Origin of the sequence: Pseudobutyrivibrio sp. LB2011 (assembly GCF_000701765.1) — a bacterium.
In the GTDB taxonomy this organism is placed as follows: domain Bacteria; phylum Bacillota; class Clostridia; order Lachnospirales; family Lachnospiraceae; genus Pseudobutyrivibrio; species Pseudobutyrivibrio ruminis.
Genome location: NZ_JNJS01000004.1, coordinates 36,562 through 53,537 on the forward strand (window position 1 = coordinate 36,562; position 16,976 = coordinate 53,537).

The window sequence follows — 16,976 nt, forward strand, 5'->3', positions numbered from 1 at the left end:
TCGTATCTCCTTATTTTAGAAATTGTTTGATTTTATTGTTGATAGACTGATAGTCCAGGGGACAATCTGAAGTTTCAAAAGTAGCAATCAGATTTTCTCCTAGATAGATTTGATTTTTTGCGTCATCAATTGTAATTAAGTTTTCATATCTGAATGGAATTTCATGCTCAGATAGAGCAATCGCAATCATAGACTCTGATTTAGATCGAACCATTAGCCCGCCAACTGTAGGATGAACCAAGCTTTCTGGATAATTGGTATTCTTGGGATAGTCTGCATTAGCCCAAACAGTTGCCTCTGAATCTAGTTTCCCGAAATAGTCAGAGAGTAGTTCGACATAAGCATTATCATTTAGAAGATTATTGAGTGCTACTTGAGCTTTTGATGTTTTTATTTCATGTAGCTTGATTTCAGCAAGAGAGGCTTCTAATGCTTTTATCTTAAGCTTTACATATTTCTTTAAAGCAAGCTTCTTTGCCAATCCAATTTCACTTTTCTTTAGGTAATGCTGCTTCTGATTGATTGTTATGAACCATTTTGTAGAATTAGTACAATGTCCAATAGACAAATCTCCTTCTGGCAGAGTCTTTAATAACTTATTCAATTGATTAAGCTTTGTTTGTATTCTGTTTTTTTCTTCTTGGATTCAATCAACTCCTTTCATTTGAGATTTTTGCACTATTTAAAAATGATTGAGAAAAATTTGGCGAAACGCCAAGATGTATCAAAAGATACTTGGAGACTATATCATGGGAGATGATAAATTACAAGAAGAAATTTTTTTATTTTTGTATCGAGATTTATAACGAAGTGCTGCGAGACATTATTTTTACAGGGGTTGTGGGATGAAAAAAATTTTAATATTTTTTTGAGTGGGATATGTGCGGCTTAAGGGAAAAGCCACAAGAACCCGCTTTGGCGGGCAACATTTTCTTTCAGAAAATATTGGTCTGTGTCCGGCTCTTGATTTCCTGAGGAAAATCAAAAATCTAGGACTTCTTGCTGACAGAAAAATGAAATTGTCAGCAAGAATCCTGCTTTGCAGTACAAGAAAATAGATGAATCTATTTTCTTAGTATTTACGATTTCTGTTTTTCTGATGAAAAACAAAAATCTATGAATAAATGTATCTGTTATTCCTTATTTGATATAAATAAATGAATAGATAAGTGTGAATGGAAATAAACATATGAGAAGCATATTTTCATGGTGAGATGGAAATAATCTTAAGAGATGTGGAATAGGATTGCTGTTAAATGATCTGGAAATAAAACTTAAAAATACTTAACTAAAAATGGCTATAAAAACATAGAAAATGAGGTGATTGCAATTTGAAAAGTATTAAAAGTAGGAAGATTGTAAGTTTAATACTTGGAGAGCAAGAAGACATGGCAAAATAAATAGATAAAAGTATTAAAATAGTTAAAAATAGAAATATAATACTGTGAGACATATAAGAATTGCAACATAATAATTACTATGTAGATAAAGGGGAGCGGCTGAAGTATTAAAAATAAAATACAAGTCAATTTAATACTTTCTTCGCTATATTCTGTTATGAATCCTTGTATTCCAAGTATTAAAATTGAAATTATCTTACTTTTAATACTTTTAAAATTACAAATACCAAATTTACCACGACTTTTAGCTTGAATACAGTTAAATAGTTTTAAGTATCGCCACCCCGAAATTATTATAGACATGATATTGTCAGATTTGAATTTAAAAAATGAGATGAGGAGTCAGTCTGAGGTATTAAATTAGAAAATAAAAACCATTCAATACTTTAGAACTACAGTAATCCAAGGAAAGAGCCAGTTTGAAGTATTACATTAGAAAAAGTAGAGACTGCAAATTCAATACTTCCCCAGAATAAATTCATATGATACATCCTTTCAGATTAGCTTCCCTCATCTTGACAGAATAGGGAAATTTTTCTATTATTAGATAAGTTTAAATGCGTTGATGGAGAGGAGTACACAGACCTCGTCCTGTAGAGAGGGCCGCTCACCGGCTGAAAGGTGGCCTAGGATAGAATTGTGGAAGGTAGCTTCGGAGCAGGTGGTGAACAAAGCGCGGCCGGAAAAAGTCGTGGATAAGCCAACCCGAGTCGTTCCCGTAAGGAATAAGATGAGTTATAAATGCAGGTGGTAACGCGAATTTTCGCCCTGTGTACGTAGTAATACGTGCATAGGGCTTTTTTAATGCCTAGAAAGGAAAAGAAAATGAAAGAATTAGCAAAAACTTATGATCCTAAGGGTCTGGAAGACAGACTCTATAAGAAGTGGGAGGAGAATGGCTATTTCCATGCTGAGGTTGATCGCAGCAAGAAGCCATTCACTATTGTGATGCCACCACCAAATATTACAGGACAGCTTCACATGGGACATGCATTAGATAACACAATGCAGGATATTCTTATCAGATACAAGAGAATGCAGGGATACTCAGCTCTTTGGCAGCCAGGTACTGACCATGCAGCTATCGCTACAGAGGTAAAGGTTATCGAGCACCTTAAGAAGCAGGGAATCGAAAAGGATGACCTTGGTCGTGAGGGATTCCTTGAAAAGTGCTGGGATTGGAAAGATGAGTATGGAACACGTATCATCAACCAGCTTAAGAAGATGGGTTCATCTGCTGACTGGGAGCGTGAAAGATTCACAATGGATGAAGGCTGCTCAAAGGCTGTAGAAGAAGTTTTTGTTAAGCTTTACAACGAAGGCTACATCTACAAGGGCAACCGTATTATTAACTGGTGTCCAGTTTGCCAGACTTCTATTTCAGATGCAGAAGTAGAGCATGAGGAGCAGGCAGGACATTTCTGGCACATGAAGTACGAAATCGTTGGCGAGCCAGGTCGCTACGTAACATTTGCTACTACACGTCCAGAGACAATGCTTGGTGATACAGCTGTAGCTGTTAACCCTAAGGATGAAAGATATCAGGATATCATTGGCAAGACAGTAATGCTTCCATTTGTAAATCGTGAGATTCCTGTTGTTGCAGATGAATATGTAGATATGGAATTTGGTACAGGTGTTGTTAAGATTACTCCAGCACATGACCCTAACGATTTCGAGGTAGGAAAGAGACACAACCTTCCTGTTATCAACGTTCTCAATGATGATGCTACTATCAATTCAAACGGTGGCGAGTTTGAGGGAATGGATAGATACGAAGCTCGTGAAATCATCGTTAAGAAGATGGACGAGATGGGTCTCCTTGTAAAAATCGAAGACCATACACACAATGTTGGTACACATGATAGATGTAACACAACAGTAGAACCAATGGTTAAGCCACAGTGGTTCGTTGCAATGGAAGAGCTTGCAAAGCCAGCTATCGAGGCTATCAAGACAGGTGAGCTTCAGTTCGTTCCAAAGAATTATGACAAGACATATTTACACTGGCTTGAGAACATCCGTGATTGGTGCATTTCACGTCAGTTATGGTGGGGCCACAGAATCCCTGCTTACTACTGCGAGAAGTGTGGTGAGACAGTTGTTGCTAAATCAGAAGATGCTCCAACAGTTTGCCCTAAGTGTGGACACACTCACATGAAGCAGGATGAGGATACACTTGATACATGGTTCTCATCAGCTCTTTGGCCATTCTCAACACTTGGTTGGCCAAACAACACAGAAGAGCTTGATTACTTCTATCCAACAGACGTGCTTGTTACTGGATACGATATCATCTTCTTCTGGGTAATCAGAATGGTATTCTCAGGATACGCTCACACAGGTAAGAGCCCATTCCACACAGTACTTATCCACGGCCTTGTTAGAGATTCACAGGGACGCAAGATGTCTAAGTCACTTGGAAATGGTATCGATCCACTTGAGATTATCGATAATTATGGCGCTGATGCACTTCGTCTTACTCTTATCACAGGTAATGCACCTGGAAACGATATGAGATTCTACAACGAGCGTGTTGAAAACAGCCGTAACTTCGCAAACAAGGTATGGAACGCTTCACGTTTCATCATGATGAATCTTGCTGACAATCAGGTTACTGAGCCAGCAACAGCAGACCTTGCAACAGAAGATAAGTGGATTATCTCTAAGGTAAACACACTTGCAAAAGATGTTACAGAAAACATGGATAAGTATGAGCTTGGTATTGCAGTTCAGAAAGTTTATGACTTCATTTGGGATGAGTTCTGCGATTGGTATATCGAAATCGTTAAGCCACGTATGTACTCAGAGGAATATACAGCAAGCAAGAACGCAGCACTTTGGACAGCTAAGTATGCACTTACAAATGCACTTAAGCTTCTTCATCCATTCATGCCATTCATTACAGAAGAAATCTTCTGCACTCTTCAGAGCGAGGAAGAAACAATCATGCTTTCAGCTTGGCCTGAGTATGATGAGACAAAGAACTTCCCAGTTGATGAGGCAAAGGTTGAGCGTGCAAAGGATGTTGTTCGTGGTATGAGACAGCTTCGTACAGATATGGATGTTCCACCTTCAAAGAAGGCAGCTATCCACATCGTTTCAGATAATGCTGAGGTACGTGCTACATTTGATGAAATCACACCAATCTTCAAGACACTTGCAGGTGCAACAGAAGTATATGTTCAGGCAGATAAGCTTGGTATTGGCGATGATGCTGTTTCAGCAGTTATTCCTGATGCAACACTCTTTGTTCCACTTGAGGATCTTGTAGATTTTGAAAAGGAAAAAGAGCGTCTTACAAAGGAAAAAGAGAAGCTCGAGAAAGAGCTTGCTCGTTCACGCGGAATGCTTTCAAATGAAAAGTTTATGAGCAAGGCTCCAGAGGCAAAGGTTGCCGAAGAGCGTGAAAAGCTCGCAAAATATGAGGCAATGATGGCACAGGTTGAGGCCCGCCTCGCAAGCATGAAGTAATAAAATTATTAAAGTTAGCCTGTAACTATCAAGCTCTGAGTGTTACTCAAGGAGCCAATCTCGCGACGGAGTAATACTCAGGCTTGAGAGTGTAACAGGCGAGGAGGAAACTATGGATATTAAGAACATTTTAAGCAAATGCGATCACACTTTACTTGGTGTTGATGCAACATGGAACGACATTAAGGGGATTGTTGATGATGGAATGAAGTATGAGACTGCTTCAGTTTGCATCCCAGCTAGCTTTGTAAAGCAGGCTGCTGATTATGTAAAGGAGCAGGGTGGACACCTTCCAATCTGCACAGTAATCGGATTCCCAAATGGTTATGCTACAACAGCAAGCAAATGCTTCATGGCTACAGATGCTGTAAATAATGGTGCAGAAGAAGTAGATATGGTTATCAACGTAGGCTGGGTAAAGGAAGGCCGTTATGATGACGTTCTTGCTGAGATTAATGCAATCAAGGCTGCTTGCAATGGAAAGCTTTTAAAGGTAATTATCGAGTGCTGCCTTCTTACAGACGAAGAGAAGATTAAGATGTGCGAAGTTGTTTCTAAGTCAGATGCAGATTACATCAAGACTTCAACAGGCTTCTCTACAGGCGGAGCTACATTTGATGACATCAAGCTTATGGCAGAGCACATGACAAATGGCAAGCTTATCAAGGCTGCAGGTGGAATTGCTTCACTTGAGGATGCTCAGAAGTTTATCGACCTTGGAGCATCTAGACTTGGTACAAGTAGAGTTGTAAAAGCTGTAAAAGGACTTCCAAACGACGGTAAATACTAATCAGCTGTGAAATTTTCATGAAAATTCTAGTAAAATTAGAATATTTCATGACAAAATTAGAAATAATAACTATAATTATCTTAATATAGTACTGTACGTGTACTATGGTTATTATGTACTTAAAATACTACTAGCATAATGTTTTGGGGGACTTATGGCTCAGCCGGTTAGCGCGTTTGCACCAAAAGTACAAGTATCATCAGATGGCTTGGAAGCTACTATGACTTTCAAGATTCCTGATGGAAAAAATGAAGTACCTAAGTTTACTGCAGCACAGTTACTTGGGTTCTTGAGTAATGCCAATGTTTCCTTTGGTATCGACCAAGAGATGTTGGCAAGGCTTGCCGATAGTCCTATTTACGGAAGGCCTATCAAGGTTGCAGCGGGCACACCACAGCAGCAAGGTACCCCGGGATATTATGAGTATCTTTTTGATACAAACTTCAATAGAAAACCAACAATTCGTCCAGATGGCACTGCCGACTATATGAGTATTAAAACAATAGAGACAGTGCAGGAGGGCGATGTTATTGCTACATATCACCCAGCGGTTCAAGGCAGTAGAGGTATGTCTGTTCGTGGACAGATTCTCGAGCCTAAGCCTGTGAGAGATTTGCCACCATTGATTGGTAGAGGCTTTGACAGATCAAGTGACAATCTTACATACACAGCAAAGATTGATGGGAAAATAGAGGTAAACCAGGGAAAGATTTTAGTTTCTCCTGTTCATGAAGTGCAAGGTGATGTTGGCATAGAAACAGGTAACATCAAGTTTAACGGTGATGTTATTGTGCATGGCGGCGTACATGATGGTGCCGTTATTGATGCAGCAGGAAATGTCATAATACATGGGCTTATAGAGGATTGTGACATTCGCGCAGGCAAGGATTTATTTTTGCTTTCAGGCGTAAAGGGAAATGAAAAAACAATTATTGATTGCAAGGGCTCTATCACAGCTCAGTTCGTAGAGTATGCAATCATCACATGTTCAGGCAATATTACAGCAGATTATTTCTTTAAGAGTAAAATCTCCTGTGATGGTCATATAGAATTAAATGGAAACAATGCTTCTATTATAGGAGGATATGTTTCTGCAGTTCAGGGAGTAGAGGTCAATGATATTGGCAACTCATTTGGAACTATTACAAATGTATCAGTAGGCGTAGATGTTGAGCGTGCTGCTGAATACGAGATGTTAGCGAAGAAAATAATGGCACTTAATGCCAATGTTCAGAAGATAAAAAAGGGTATCGAGGACTTCGACAAGCTAGGTGAAGAACGCGGTATCAATGTAAAAGAAGATCCAAGACGTATGCAGCTTCTGCGTGTACGTATTCGTGATGAGGCAATCGTTTTGGAAGAAACCAAAAAGCTTAATTACATGAAAGAAGTTATTATGTCTGGCAAGGACGCTACTATCAAGGTGTATAGACGTCTATATGCAGGAAGCAATCTTTCTGTAGATGATCATCATGCAAGTATCAACGAAACTCATGAAGCAATCGAGATAGAAAAAAGCGAAGAGGGCATAAGACTGGTTAAAATAAGAGGCTAGACAGAGGTAAATCATGATAGATTTCGAAGAAGAATTAAAAAAATATGAACCTGCCATAGAAGTAGAGCAGGCCGAGGCAGATATTAAGGCCAGAGACTTAACAGATTTAACAGATTTGTTGATGAACTTATCTACTCAGCAGAATAACGGGAAATAATTGAAGCTTATATTTTACGGAGAATAATAAATGCAATGTTTTATGTGTGGTACCGAAGTTGGTAACGACAAAGTTTGTTACAACTGCGGTGCCGATATTTTGTTATACAAACAAATCATATACACATCCTATGTGTTCTATAATCAGGGCTTGGAAAAGGCCAAAGTCAAGGACTTATCTGGTGCAATTGATTCACTGAAATCATCACTTCAATACTACAAGTATAATACTAGAGCACGTAACCTTCTTGGACTCTGCTATTATCAGACAGGAGAGATGGTTAGAGCTCTAAACGAATGGGTCCTTTCAAAAAATCTGCAGGAAGAGGATAATCCTGATGCGGACAGATATCTTGCAGAAATCGAGAGTGATCCAGGATTATTAACAAAAACTAATTCCACAATCAAAAAATACAATCAGGCTATCGAATATTGCAAGGCTGGTAGTAGAGATTTGGCGATGATTCAGCTGAAAAAGGTTGTAAGCCAGAATCCAAATTTTGTAAAGGCTTTGCAGTTGCTTTCTCTTCTTTACATTCAGGAAAAGAAGTATGCTGACGCAAGGAAATTCCTGAGTCAGGCAGCTAAAATCGATAGCAATAATACTACGACAATACGATATATCCACGAGGTGAAGGAACGTCTCAAGGAGCAGAATACCGGCAGAAGAAGAAAGAAAAACGATGTAGTTACTTTCGCAGATGGTAACGACACAGTTATCATGTCTGAGAATTCATTTAGAAGCATGCTGGACAACTCACGAGCAAGCTTCATGAATATTTTGCTTGGATTGGTTATCGGTTTGTTGATTTGTTTCTTCCTTGTTGTGCCAACAGTTAGAGACAACATGACTGATGATAATACAGACACTGTTCTTGCTTTAAATGAAGAATTATCAGATGCAAAAACAGAGAATGAATCTCTTCAATCAGAAATCGAAAGCTTACAGTCAAGCTTAAGCGCTTATGACGACAAGCAGGATATTGCTACATCTTACGATAATCTTTTTGCGGCTCAGAATTATTACAACGAGGGCGATAGTGTTACTGCAGCTGATTACATTCAGCTTGTTACAAGGGATGTGCTTGGGGAACAGGGGCAGACAGCATACGACAATCTATATGCAAGCTTGTCACCTACAATTATCCAGGGGTATTACGATGATGGAAATAACTTCTATACAGAAGAAAACTATGAAAGTGCAATCACAAATTTCAAGACAGTTGTTGAAATAGATGAGACATACAATAGCGGAGCAGCTCTGTTCTTACTTGGAGACTGCTACAGACTTACAGGAGAGACTGAGCTAGCACTTGAATGCTTTAATCGTGTTGTTGAACTTTACCCAAGTAATAAATGGGGCAAGCAGGCAAAGGTTTACATTGCCGCTGATGACACAGAATTAAGTGCTACAGAAGTAGGTGAATAATATGACAGATTTTGAATTAGTAAAGTTAGCTCTAGAAGCTAGAGAAATGGCGTACACACCATATTCTCATCATAAAGTTGGCGCTGCTCTTTTATGCAAAGATGGCACAGTTTTCAAGGGATGCAATGTAGAAAACGCAGGATACACTCCTACAAATTGTGCTGAGAGAACTGCAGTGTTCAAAGCAGTAAGCGAGGGCTACAAAGAATACGAAGCCATTGCAGTAGTTGGTGGAATGGATAATCTAAAGGATCTTCCACTTTGTGCACCTTGTGGTGTATGCCGTCAGGTACTTAATGAATTTGGTAATCCTGATACATTTAGAATTATTCTTGCAGAAGTTAAAAATGTAGATGATTTGTCTAGCATTACAGAGGATGATGTCAAAATGACAAACAAAACCTTAAAAGAGATACTTCCACTAGGTTTTGGACCAAAAAACTTGTATATAGAATAGTCACAAAAAGTCCTATATTTGTTGCAAAAATAGCAAAATAAATTATAATTTAACTATGTGTTTCTTTATCAGAGGAAACAAAGCAAATAGGAGGAATAGAAGAATGAAAAAGAAGTTATTAAGTGTACTTCTCGTAGCTGCTATGGCTGTATCAACATTTGTTGCATGTGGATCATCTGCATCATCTGATAGCTCATCAGCTACAACAACTGAGGGGGCTGCAGAAACTGAGGCAGCAAGCGATTTTAGAATCGCAATGATTACTGACTCTGGTGATATTACAGATCAGTCATTCAACCAGACAACATACGAGGCTATTCAGGCATTTTCTGCTGAGACAGGTGCTGATTTCCAGTACTACAAGCCAGCAGACAACACAGACGATGACCGTGTTGCTGCATTTGAGAACGCAGTAGCTGATGGTTACAACGTAGTAGTTTGTCCAGGTTATCTTTTCGCTGCTATGATCGCAGAAGTTGCTGACACTTATCCAGATGTTACAATCATCGCACTTGACTGTGGTGAGGGCGACTTCGCTGATGCAGGCATGACAGAAATCCCTTCAAACGTATGTGCATTCACATACCAGGAAGAGCTTGCTGGTTACATGGCAGGTTATGCAGTAGTTAAAGAAGGCTATACAAAGCTTGGTTTCCTTGGTGGTATCGCTGTTCCAGCTGTTATCCGTTATGGATACGGTTTCGTAGCAGGTGCTGATAAGGCTGCTGAGGAGCTTGGAAATTCTTCTGAGGTTGAAGTTAATTATGTATATGGTGGTCAGTTCCAGGGTGATGAGGCTATCACAGCTACTATGGATTCTTGGTACTCAAACGGTACTGAAATCGTATTCGCTTGTGGTGGTGGTATCTACACATCAGCTTGCGAAGCTGCTGTAAAGGCTGATGGACACGTTGTTGGTGTCGACGTTGATCAGTCAGGCGTAATTCACGATCAGTATGATGTTGAGGGTCTTTGCGTAACATCTGCTATGAAGGGTCTTGCTGCAACAGTAGAGGCTACACTTACAGATGTTGTCAATGGAAATTGGGATGCTCATGCAGGAAAGATCGAGAACCTTGGTCTTGTATCAGGTACAGATCCTTCTTTAAACTATGTTCAGCTTCCAACAGACACATGGACAATGCAAAACTTCACAGTTGATGATTACAACACACTTGTTTCTCAGATGTATGATGGAACAATCACAGTTGACGTAAGCATCGATGCTATGCCAACAACAACAATCAAGGTTACAGAGTTTGATAATATTCACTAAGGCGTAACTAGATTACAAAGGGAAGGCTTAGTCCTTCCCTTTTTTTGAAATTATAGCAAGGCTATAAAAATCCTTATATGAAGTGTAATGATTTTTATGGTTTTGCTAGCTGAGTCAGGCTAGGCGTAAATCAAAAATTTTATTGTAGAAAGGTATTGCGATGGAAGATTATGTAATTGAGATGCTGCATATTACAAAAGAATTTCCAGGCATAATTGCAAATGACGACATCACTTTGCAACTTAAGCGCGGAGAAATTCATGCACTTCTCGGTGAAAATGGAGCTGGAAAGTCCACGCTTATGAGCGTTCTTTTTGGACTGTACACTCCAGAAAAGGGAGTAATTAAAAAAGACGGTAAAGAGGTTAAAATTAGTAATCCAAATGATGCTACTGACCTAGGTATCGGAATGGTTCATCAGCATTTCATGTTGGTAGATATCTTCTCGGTACTTGATAACATCATTCTTGGATCAGAGCCAAGCAAGTTTGGTTTCCTCACAAAGGAAGAAGCTAGAGCAAAGGTTATTAGATTGTCTGAAAAGTACAATCTTAAGGTTGATCCTGATGCTATGGTAGAGGATATCACTGTTGGTATGCAGCAGCGTGTAGAAATCCTTAAGATGCTTTACAGAGATAACGAAGTTCTTATCTTTGATGAGCCTACAGCTGTTCTTACACCTCAGGAAATAGATGAGCTTATGAAAATCATGAAGGAGCTTGCAGCAGAAGGTAAGTCAATCCTTTTCATCACTCACAAGCTCAATGAAATCATGGAAGTTGCTGACAGATGTTCAATCCTTAGAAAGGGTAAATACATCGGTACAGTTGATGTTGCAAACACTACCAAGGAAGAGCTTTCTTCTATGATGGTTGGACGTAATGTAAAGTTTGCAGTAGACAAGGCACCAGCAAATCCTGGCAAAGAAGTATTGAAGGTAGAAAATGTTTGTGTAAAGAGTAAGATTCATTCAAATGATTCTGTACACAATGTTTCATTCAATGTTCGCGCCGGTGAAATCGTATGTATCGCTGGTATCGACGGAAATGGTCAGACAGAGTTCGTTGGAGCTCTTACAGGTCTCGATGATATTTCAAGTGGTAAAATCACTCTTTGTGGTGAGGATATCACAAAGAAATCTATCAGATATAAGAACACACATGGTATGAGTCATGTCCCAGAAGACAGACATAAGCATGGTCTTGTTCTTGACTATACTCTCGAGGAAAACATGATTCTTCAGAGATATTTCCAGCCAGCTTTCCAGAAGTGTGGACTTATCAAAAAGAAAGAGATGAGACAGTACTCTGACAGACTTGCAAGTGCATTTGATGTTCGTTCTGGTCAGGGCGCTCGCACAATTGTCCGTTCTATGTCTGGTGGTAACCAGCAGAAGGCTATCGTTGCTCGTGAGATGGATAGAGACCATGAGCTTCTTGTTGCAGTTCAGCCTACAAGAGGTCTTGATGTTGGTGCTATCGAATATATCCACGAGGAAATCGTTAAAGAGAGAGACAACGGTAAGGCAATCTTACTTGTTTCTTTAGAGTTGGATGAGGTTATGAACCTATCTGATAGAATTCTTGTTATGTATGAAGGTGAAATCGTTGGAGAAGTAGATCCAAAGCAGACTACACTTCAGGAACTCGGCCTTTATATGTCAGGCGCAAAGCGAGACAACGGAAAGGAGGCTAACTAATGGGAGAGAAGATTAGCTTTTTTAGACGCCCTGCCGTTCAGACGATTATTGCGTCAATTCTATGTGCAGTTTTAGGTATATTCATCGGATATATCATTCTACTTACAATGAATGCTGAGCATGCGACTGAAGGTATGCAGGCAATCATTACAAACTTTTTCAAGTTTAGCGGGAACTCAACAGTTCTTATGAAATACATGGGATCATTCCTTGTAAAATCAATGCCACTTATTCTTTGTGCTGAAGCAATTCTTTTTGCTTACAAAGCCGGATTGTTCAATATCGGAGCTGCCGGTCAGTACACAGTAGGTATTATCGCCAGCCTTTATTGCTCATTGGCACTTGGTTGGAACTGGTTCTTATGTGTTGTTGCAGCAATTGCTGCAGGTGCTCTTTGGGGATTTATGGCAGGACTCCTTAAGGCATACTTCAACGTAAACGAAGTTATCGCAGGTATCATGCTCAACTGGATTGGCTTATATCTTTGCAACATTATCATTGGTGGCGAAAAATGTATGAATCAGACAAAGTCTGAGACATTTGATATTGTATCAGTTAATCCTTCAGCAATATTACCTGGATTCATACAGGATTTCTTCGGTGGCAATAAATACACAACAATCGCAATACCAGCAACAATTATTATTGCTATCGCAATCCTTGTAGTTCTTAACAAGACAACATTTGGTTATGAATTAAAGGCAACAGGTCACAACAAAGAGGCTGCTAAATATGCAGGTATGAATGCAAAGCGCAATATCATCCTTACACTTGTTATTTCAGGTGCTATTTCAGGATTTGCAGCTTCTCAGTTCTATCTTACAGGAATGGAGCACTACACAATTTCTGCTTCAGTTCCAGGCATGGGATTCTCAGGAATCGCCGTTGCGTTCCTTGGTGGTTTACATCCAATCGGAACAATTTTCGCTGGCTTATTTGTAGAGTACATTACTCTTGGTGGTCAGTACCTCAACACAAACTATTACAACCCACAGGTTGCTGATTTAGTTATCGCTATTATCATTTACCTTTGCGGTTTCGTATTGTTCTTTAAGACATTAGTTAATAGACCAGCTAAGGTAAAGGTTAACGCCAATGCCGAGCCAGCAACAAAGTCAGCTAAGGCTGAAGAAAAGGAGGTGTAGTATGGCTTTACTTATTCAATACACCCTCATCTCATCAGCAGTACTGATTCTTGTAGCTTTGGGTGGTATGTTCTCAGAGCGAAGCGGTATCATCAATCTTGGTCTTGAAGGAATCATGGTATTCGGAGCTATGGCAGGTGCTATGGTAATGGTTCTTGTTCCTGAAAATTGGCCAAAGGCAGCAATCATCGTTTGCACACTTTGTGCAGCAGCAATCGCAGGTATGCTTTCATCACTGTTAATAGCAGTTGCCTGCATCAACTTCAAGGCAGATCAGACCCTTGTAGGTACAGCTGTAAACATGCTTGCAACAGCAGCAGCTACTGTTATTATCAAGGCTTTCAACACAACACGTTCTCACGGTTCAGATTTCTCTGCAAAGCTTGATTACAACAGAGGTTACAAAGCATTTATTATTCACACTAGCAAAATCGACTTCAACTGGTTCGAGGTTGTTGGTTTAGTTCTTCTTGTAGCAGCAATTGTTGTATTCTACAAGACAAAGTTTGCTCTTAGACTTAGAGCATGTGGTGAGCATCCACAGGCAGCAGATTCAGTAGGTATCAATGTATACGCTATGAGATATGCAGGTGTTCTTATTTCAGGATTCCTTGCAGGTATCGGTGGTATTATCTACATCGCAGCTGCAAACTCAACATGGCATTTTGATTACGGTGTTGCCGGAGCAGGTTTCCTTGCTCTTGCAGTTATGATTTTTGGTCAGTGGAAGCCAGAGCGTATTGCGTGGTCAGCAATCCTCTTCGCTGTATTTAGATCACTTTCAAACGTATATACAGCAATCGGATTCTTACATGCATTACCTATTTCAGGAACTGTTTACAACATGTTCCCTTACATTGTTTCACTTATCGTTCTTGCATTTACATCACAGAATTCACGTGCACCAAAGGCAGAAGGAATTCCATACGATAAAGGTGCTAGATAAATTGTCATATGAAAATAATTAACGTAGACGAAATGAAGCCGGGAATGATTCTGGCGGAAAAGATAATAAGTCCTAAGGGACAGGTTCTTGCCGATGAAGGTACAGCCGTAACAGCTCAGCAGCTTTTGCACATGAGCTATTATGGCATCAAGGAACTAAAGATTCAGGACGAGGAAGATGCGATTGAAAAATATCAATTCGATGCGCCTGATGAGTTCATCGGTGAGACCCAGTCTTGGCGAATTCTCAATAGTGAGGAGTTCAAAGAGTTCAAGCGAGCATATGAAAAATGCTCCGATAGGCTTGAAGGGATTATCAGTGATTTTGCTGAGAAACAGGGGGCATTGGATGATACCGAATTAATCCAGGAGATTCATTCGGTGTTTGAAAAGCACTCTACAGGTCTTGGCATTATGGCTATGATGCTAAACATTCAGGAGATTGACCGTAGTACATTCAGGCATTCTGTGAATGTGGCAATCATTTCCAGAGTGTGTGGAGGATGGCTTGGTATTACAGATGAGAAAGAGCTTGATGTTCTTACTATGTGTGGTCTTTATCACGATATAGGAAAATCTCTTGTGCCTCACAGTATTTTGACAAAGCCAGGTCCACTTAATGCAGAAGAGTATGGTCGAATGGCCGAGCATCCACTTCTCGGATATAATCTGCTTAGTGATTTGCCAATAGATAGACGCATAAAGCTTGCTGCTCTTCAGCACCATGAGCGTAATGATGGCAGCGGTTATCCTTATGGTCTTACAAAGGACTTTATCAATCCATTTTCAAAGATAATAGCTATTACAGATGTGTATGACGCTATGACAGCTGATAGAGTATATCGAGCTGGAATTTGTCCATTTGAAGTAATTGCTCAGTTCCAAAGAGTGGAGCCAAGCAAGTACGATCAAAATGTATTACATGTCTTTCTACAGAATATTGCCCAGTCCTATATAGGGACAGGTGTGCTTCTTTCGGATAATTCTCGTGGAATTATCACTATGGTTAAAAAGAACGCTTTAGCAAGTCCACTAATACAGCTGGATGACGGTTCGTTCGTAGATTTGCAGGAGCGTACAGATTTGTACATTAGAGCTTGTATATAAAGAAAAGCTAGGAGTTATTACTCCTAGCTTTTTTGTTTATGCACATATAAGTGATTATTTTAATAGATTATCAACAACCCCAAGTCCATCAAATGTTGCAAGATAATCCTTGATTGTTTCTGGACGACGGATAAGCTTGAAGCTACCATCTTCCTTAAGAAGAACTTCAGCGCTCTTAAGCTTTCCATTGTAGTTATAACCCATTGAGTAGCCGTGTGCACCTGTATCGTGGATAAATAGGATGTCTCCCATATCGATTTGTGGAAGCTGACGGTCTACAGCGAATTTATCGCAATTCTCACAGAGTGAACCAGTGATGTCGTATACCTTATCCTCTGGAGCATTTTCCTTTCCAAGAACTGTTATATGATGATATGAACCGTATACAGCTGGACGCATAAGGTCTACAGCACATGCATCCACTCCGATGTACTCCTTGTAAATGTGCTTTTCGTGGATAGCAGTTGTAACAAGTCCACCATAAGGTCCCATCATAAAACGACCCATTTCAGTGAAGATAGCAACATCTCCAAGGCCGGCAGGAACAAGGATTTCATCGAAGGCCTTATGAACGCCTTCACCAATCACTGCAATATCGTTTGGTTTTTGATCTGGACGGTATGCAATACCAACTCCGCCAGAAAGGTTAACAAACGAAATGGAAATACCTGTCTTTTCTTTAAGCTCAACAATTAGTTCGAATAAAGTCTTTGCAAGGGCAGGGTAGTAATCATTTGTAACAGTGTTTGAAACAAGGAATGCATGGATTCCGAATTCCTCAACGCCCTTATCTCTGAGAACCTGATATGCCTCGAAAATCTGCTCCTTAGTCATTCCGTATTTGCTATCCCCAGGGTTGTCCATGATGCCGTTTGAAAGCTCATATACGCCGCCTGGATTGTATCTGCAACACATCTTCTTAGGAAAATGACCAACGGCTTTCTCGTAGAAATCAATGTGTGTAAAGTCGTCTAAATTTACAATGACTCCTAAATCATCAGCGTACTTGAATTCGCTAGCAGGAGTATCATTAGAAGAAAACATTATATCGTCTTTTTTGAAACCAATCTGGTCTGATAATGCAAGCTCTACATATGATGCACAGTCAACGCCGCAACCTTCTTCCTGAAGAATCTTTAGGATGAATGGATTTGGATTTGCCTTAACAGCAAAATATTCTTTGAAACCTTTATTCCAGCTAAATGCCTTGTTTACCGCACGGGCATTTTCGCGGATTCCCTTTTCGTCATAAATGTTGAAAGGAGTTGGGATTGTTTGTGTAATTTCTTGAATCTTTTCTTTTGTAACAAATGGGGTTTTCATAGCTATTCATCTCCTTGACAATGATACTCAACTTTGATATGCTTTTTCTTGCTGAATAAGCAAGCTGGTGTGGCTCAGAGGTAGAGCACTTCCTTGGTAAGGAAGGGGTCACGGGTTCAATTCCCGTCACCAGCTCTTTTTTATTATCTTCTTTTCTCTGATTGGGAATACTTTAACATAATAAAGTGTTAATGTAAACTGATTTTACACAACTGATTAT

The 16,976-nt window shown here is 39.7% G+C and carries 13 protein-coding genes and 1 tRNA gene; 12 read left to right on the forward strand and 2 right to left on the reverse strand.

All coding sequences use genetic code 11. The features are described 5' to 3' along the window. Positions 1–10: 10 nt before the first annotated feature. Positions 11–604, reverse strand: coding sequence for a hypothetical protein (locus T375_RS07635; protein WP_155952472.1), 594 nt, complete (start codon positions 602–604; stop codon positions 11–13). A gap of 1,621 nt (positions 605–2,225) precedes the next feature. Here T375_RS07635 and T375_RS07640 point away from each other — a divergent pair. The 11 genes from T375_RS07640 to T375_RS07685 all read left to right on the forward strand — a co-directional run bounded on the left by T375_RS07640 (position 2,226) and on the right by T375_RS07685 (position 15,433). Next, positions 2,226–4,874, forward strand: a complete 2,649-nt coding sequence (locus tag T375_RS07640; protein WP_044936943.1) for a valine--tRNA ligase — start codon at positions 2,226–2,228, stop codon at positions 4,872–4,874. 112 nt (positions 4,875–4,986) lie between these two features. After that, positions 4,987–5,664 (forward strand): deoxyribose-phosphate aldolase, encoded by a 678-nt coding sequence (deoC, locus tag T375_RS07645; protein WP_044936945.1) that lies wholly within the window; start codon positions 4,987–4,989, stop codon positions 5,662–5,664. 154 nt (positions 5,665–5,818) lie between these two features. Continuing rightward, a complete protein-coding gene (locus T375_RS07650; RefSeq protein WP_049960348.1) occupies positions 5,819–7,219 on the forward strand; it encodes a FapA family protein in 1,401 nt (466 codons plus the stop codon). 13 nt (positions 7,220–7,232) lie between these two features. Further along, the gene (locus T375_RS13710; protein WP_167541212.1) at positions 7,233–7,376 is read left to right on the forward strand and encodes a hypothetical protein; all 144 of its coding nucleotides are present in this window, start codon (positions 7,233–7,235) and stop codon (positions 7,374–7,376) included. A 30-nt stretch (positions 7,377–7,406) separates the two neighbouring features. Next, positions 7,407–8,804: a tetratricopeptide repeat protein gene (locus T375_RS07655; protein ID WP_044936947.1), complete on the forward strand. Its 1,398-nt coding sequence runs from the start codon at positions 7,407–7,409 to the stop codon at positions 8,802–8,804. A 1-nt stretch (position 8,805) separates the two neighbouring features. After that, positions 8,806–9,261, forward strand: a complete 456-nt coding sequence (locus T375_RS07660; RefSeq protein ID WP_044936949.1) for a cytidine deaminase — start codon at positions 8,806–8,808, stop codon at positions 9,259–9,261. A 103-nt stretch (positions 9,262–9,364) separates the two neighbouring features. After that, the gene (locus T375_RS07665; protein ID WP_044936952.1) at positions 9,365–10,537 is read left to right on the forward strand and encodes a BMP family lipoprotein; all 1,173 of its coding nucleotides are present in this window, start codon (positions 9,365–9,367) and stop codon (positions 10,535–10,537) included. 160 nt (positions 10,538–10,697) lie between these two features. Next, complete coding sequence (locus T375_RS07670; RefSeq protein WP_044936954.1) at positions 10,698–12,236, forward strand: ABC transporter ATP-binding protein; 1,539 nt, start codon at positions 10,698–10,700, stop codon at positions 12,234–12,236. Then, a complete protein-coding gene (locus T375_RS07675) occupies positions 12,236–13,381 on the forward strand; it encodes an ABC transporter permease (RefSeq protein ID WP_044936956.1) in 1,146 nt (381 codons plus the stop codon). Before T375_RS07670 ends, T375_RS07675 begins: the two co-directional genes overlap by 1 nt. 1 nt (position 13,382) lies before the next feature. Further along, positions 13,383–14,327 (forward strand): ABC transporter permease, encoded by a 945-nt coding sequence (locus T375_RS07680; RefSeq protein WP_044936959.1) that lies wholly within the window; start codon positions 13,383–13,385, stop codon positions 14,325–14,327. Positions 14,328–14,335: 8 nt separating this feature from the next. Then, complete coding sequence (locus T375_RS07685) at positions 14,336–15,433, forward strand: HD-GYP domain-containing protein (protein WP_044936961.1); 1,098 nt, start codon at positions 14,336–14,338, stop codon at positions 15,431–15,433. Between the two features lie 54 nt (positions 15,434–15,487). On the opposite strand, the gene T375_RS07690 is transcribed toward T375_RS07685, so the two are convergent. Continuing rightward, positions 15,488–16,756 (reverse strand): diaminopimelate decarboxylase, encoded by a 1,269-nt coding sequence (locus T375_RS07690; RefSeq protein ID WP_044936963.1) that lies wholly within the window; start codon positions 16,754–16,756, stop codon positions 15,488–15,490. Positions 16,757–16,819: 63 nt separating this feature from the next. Here T375_RS07690 and T375_RS07695 point away from each other — a divergent pair. Next, a tRNA-Thr gene (locus T375_RS07695) sits at positions 16,820–16,891 on the forward strand. Positions 16,892–16,976: the final 85 nt, after the last annotated feature.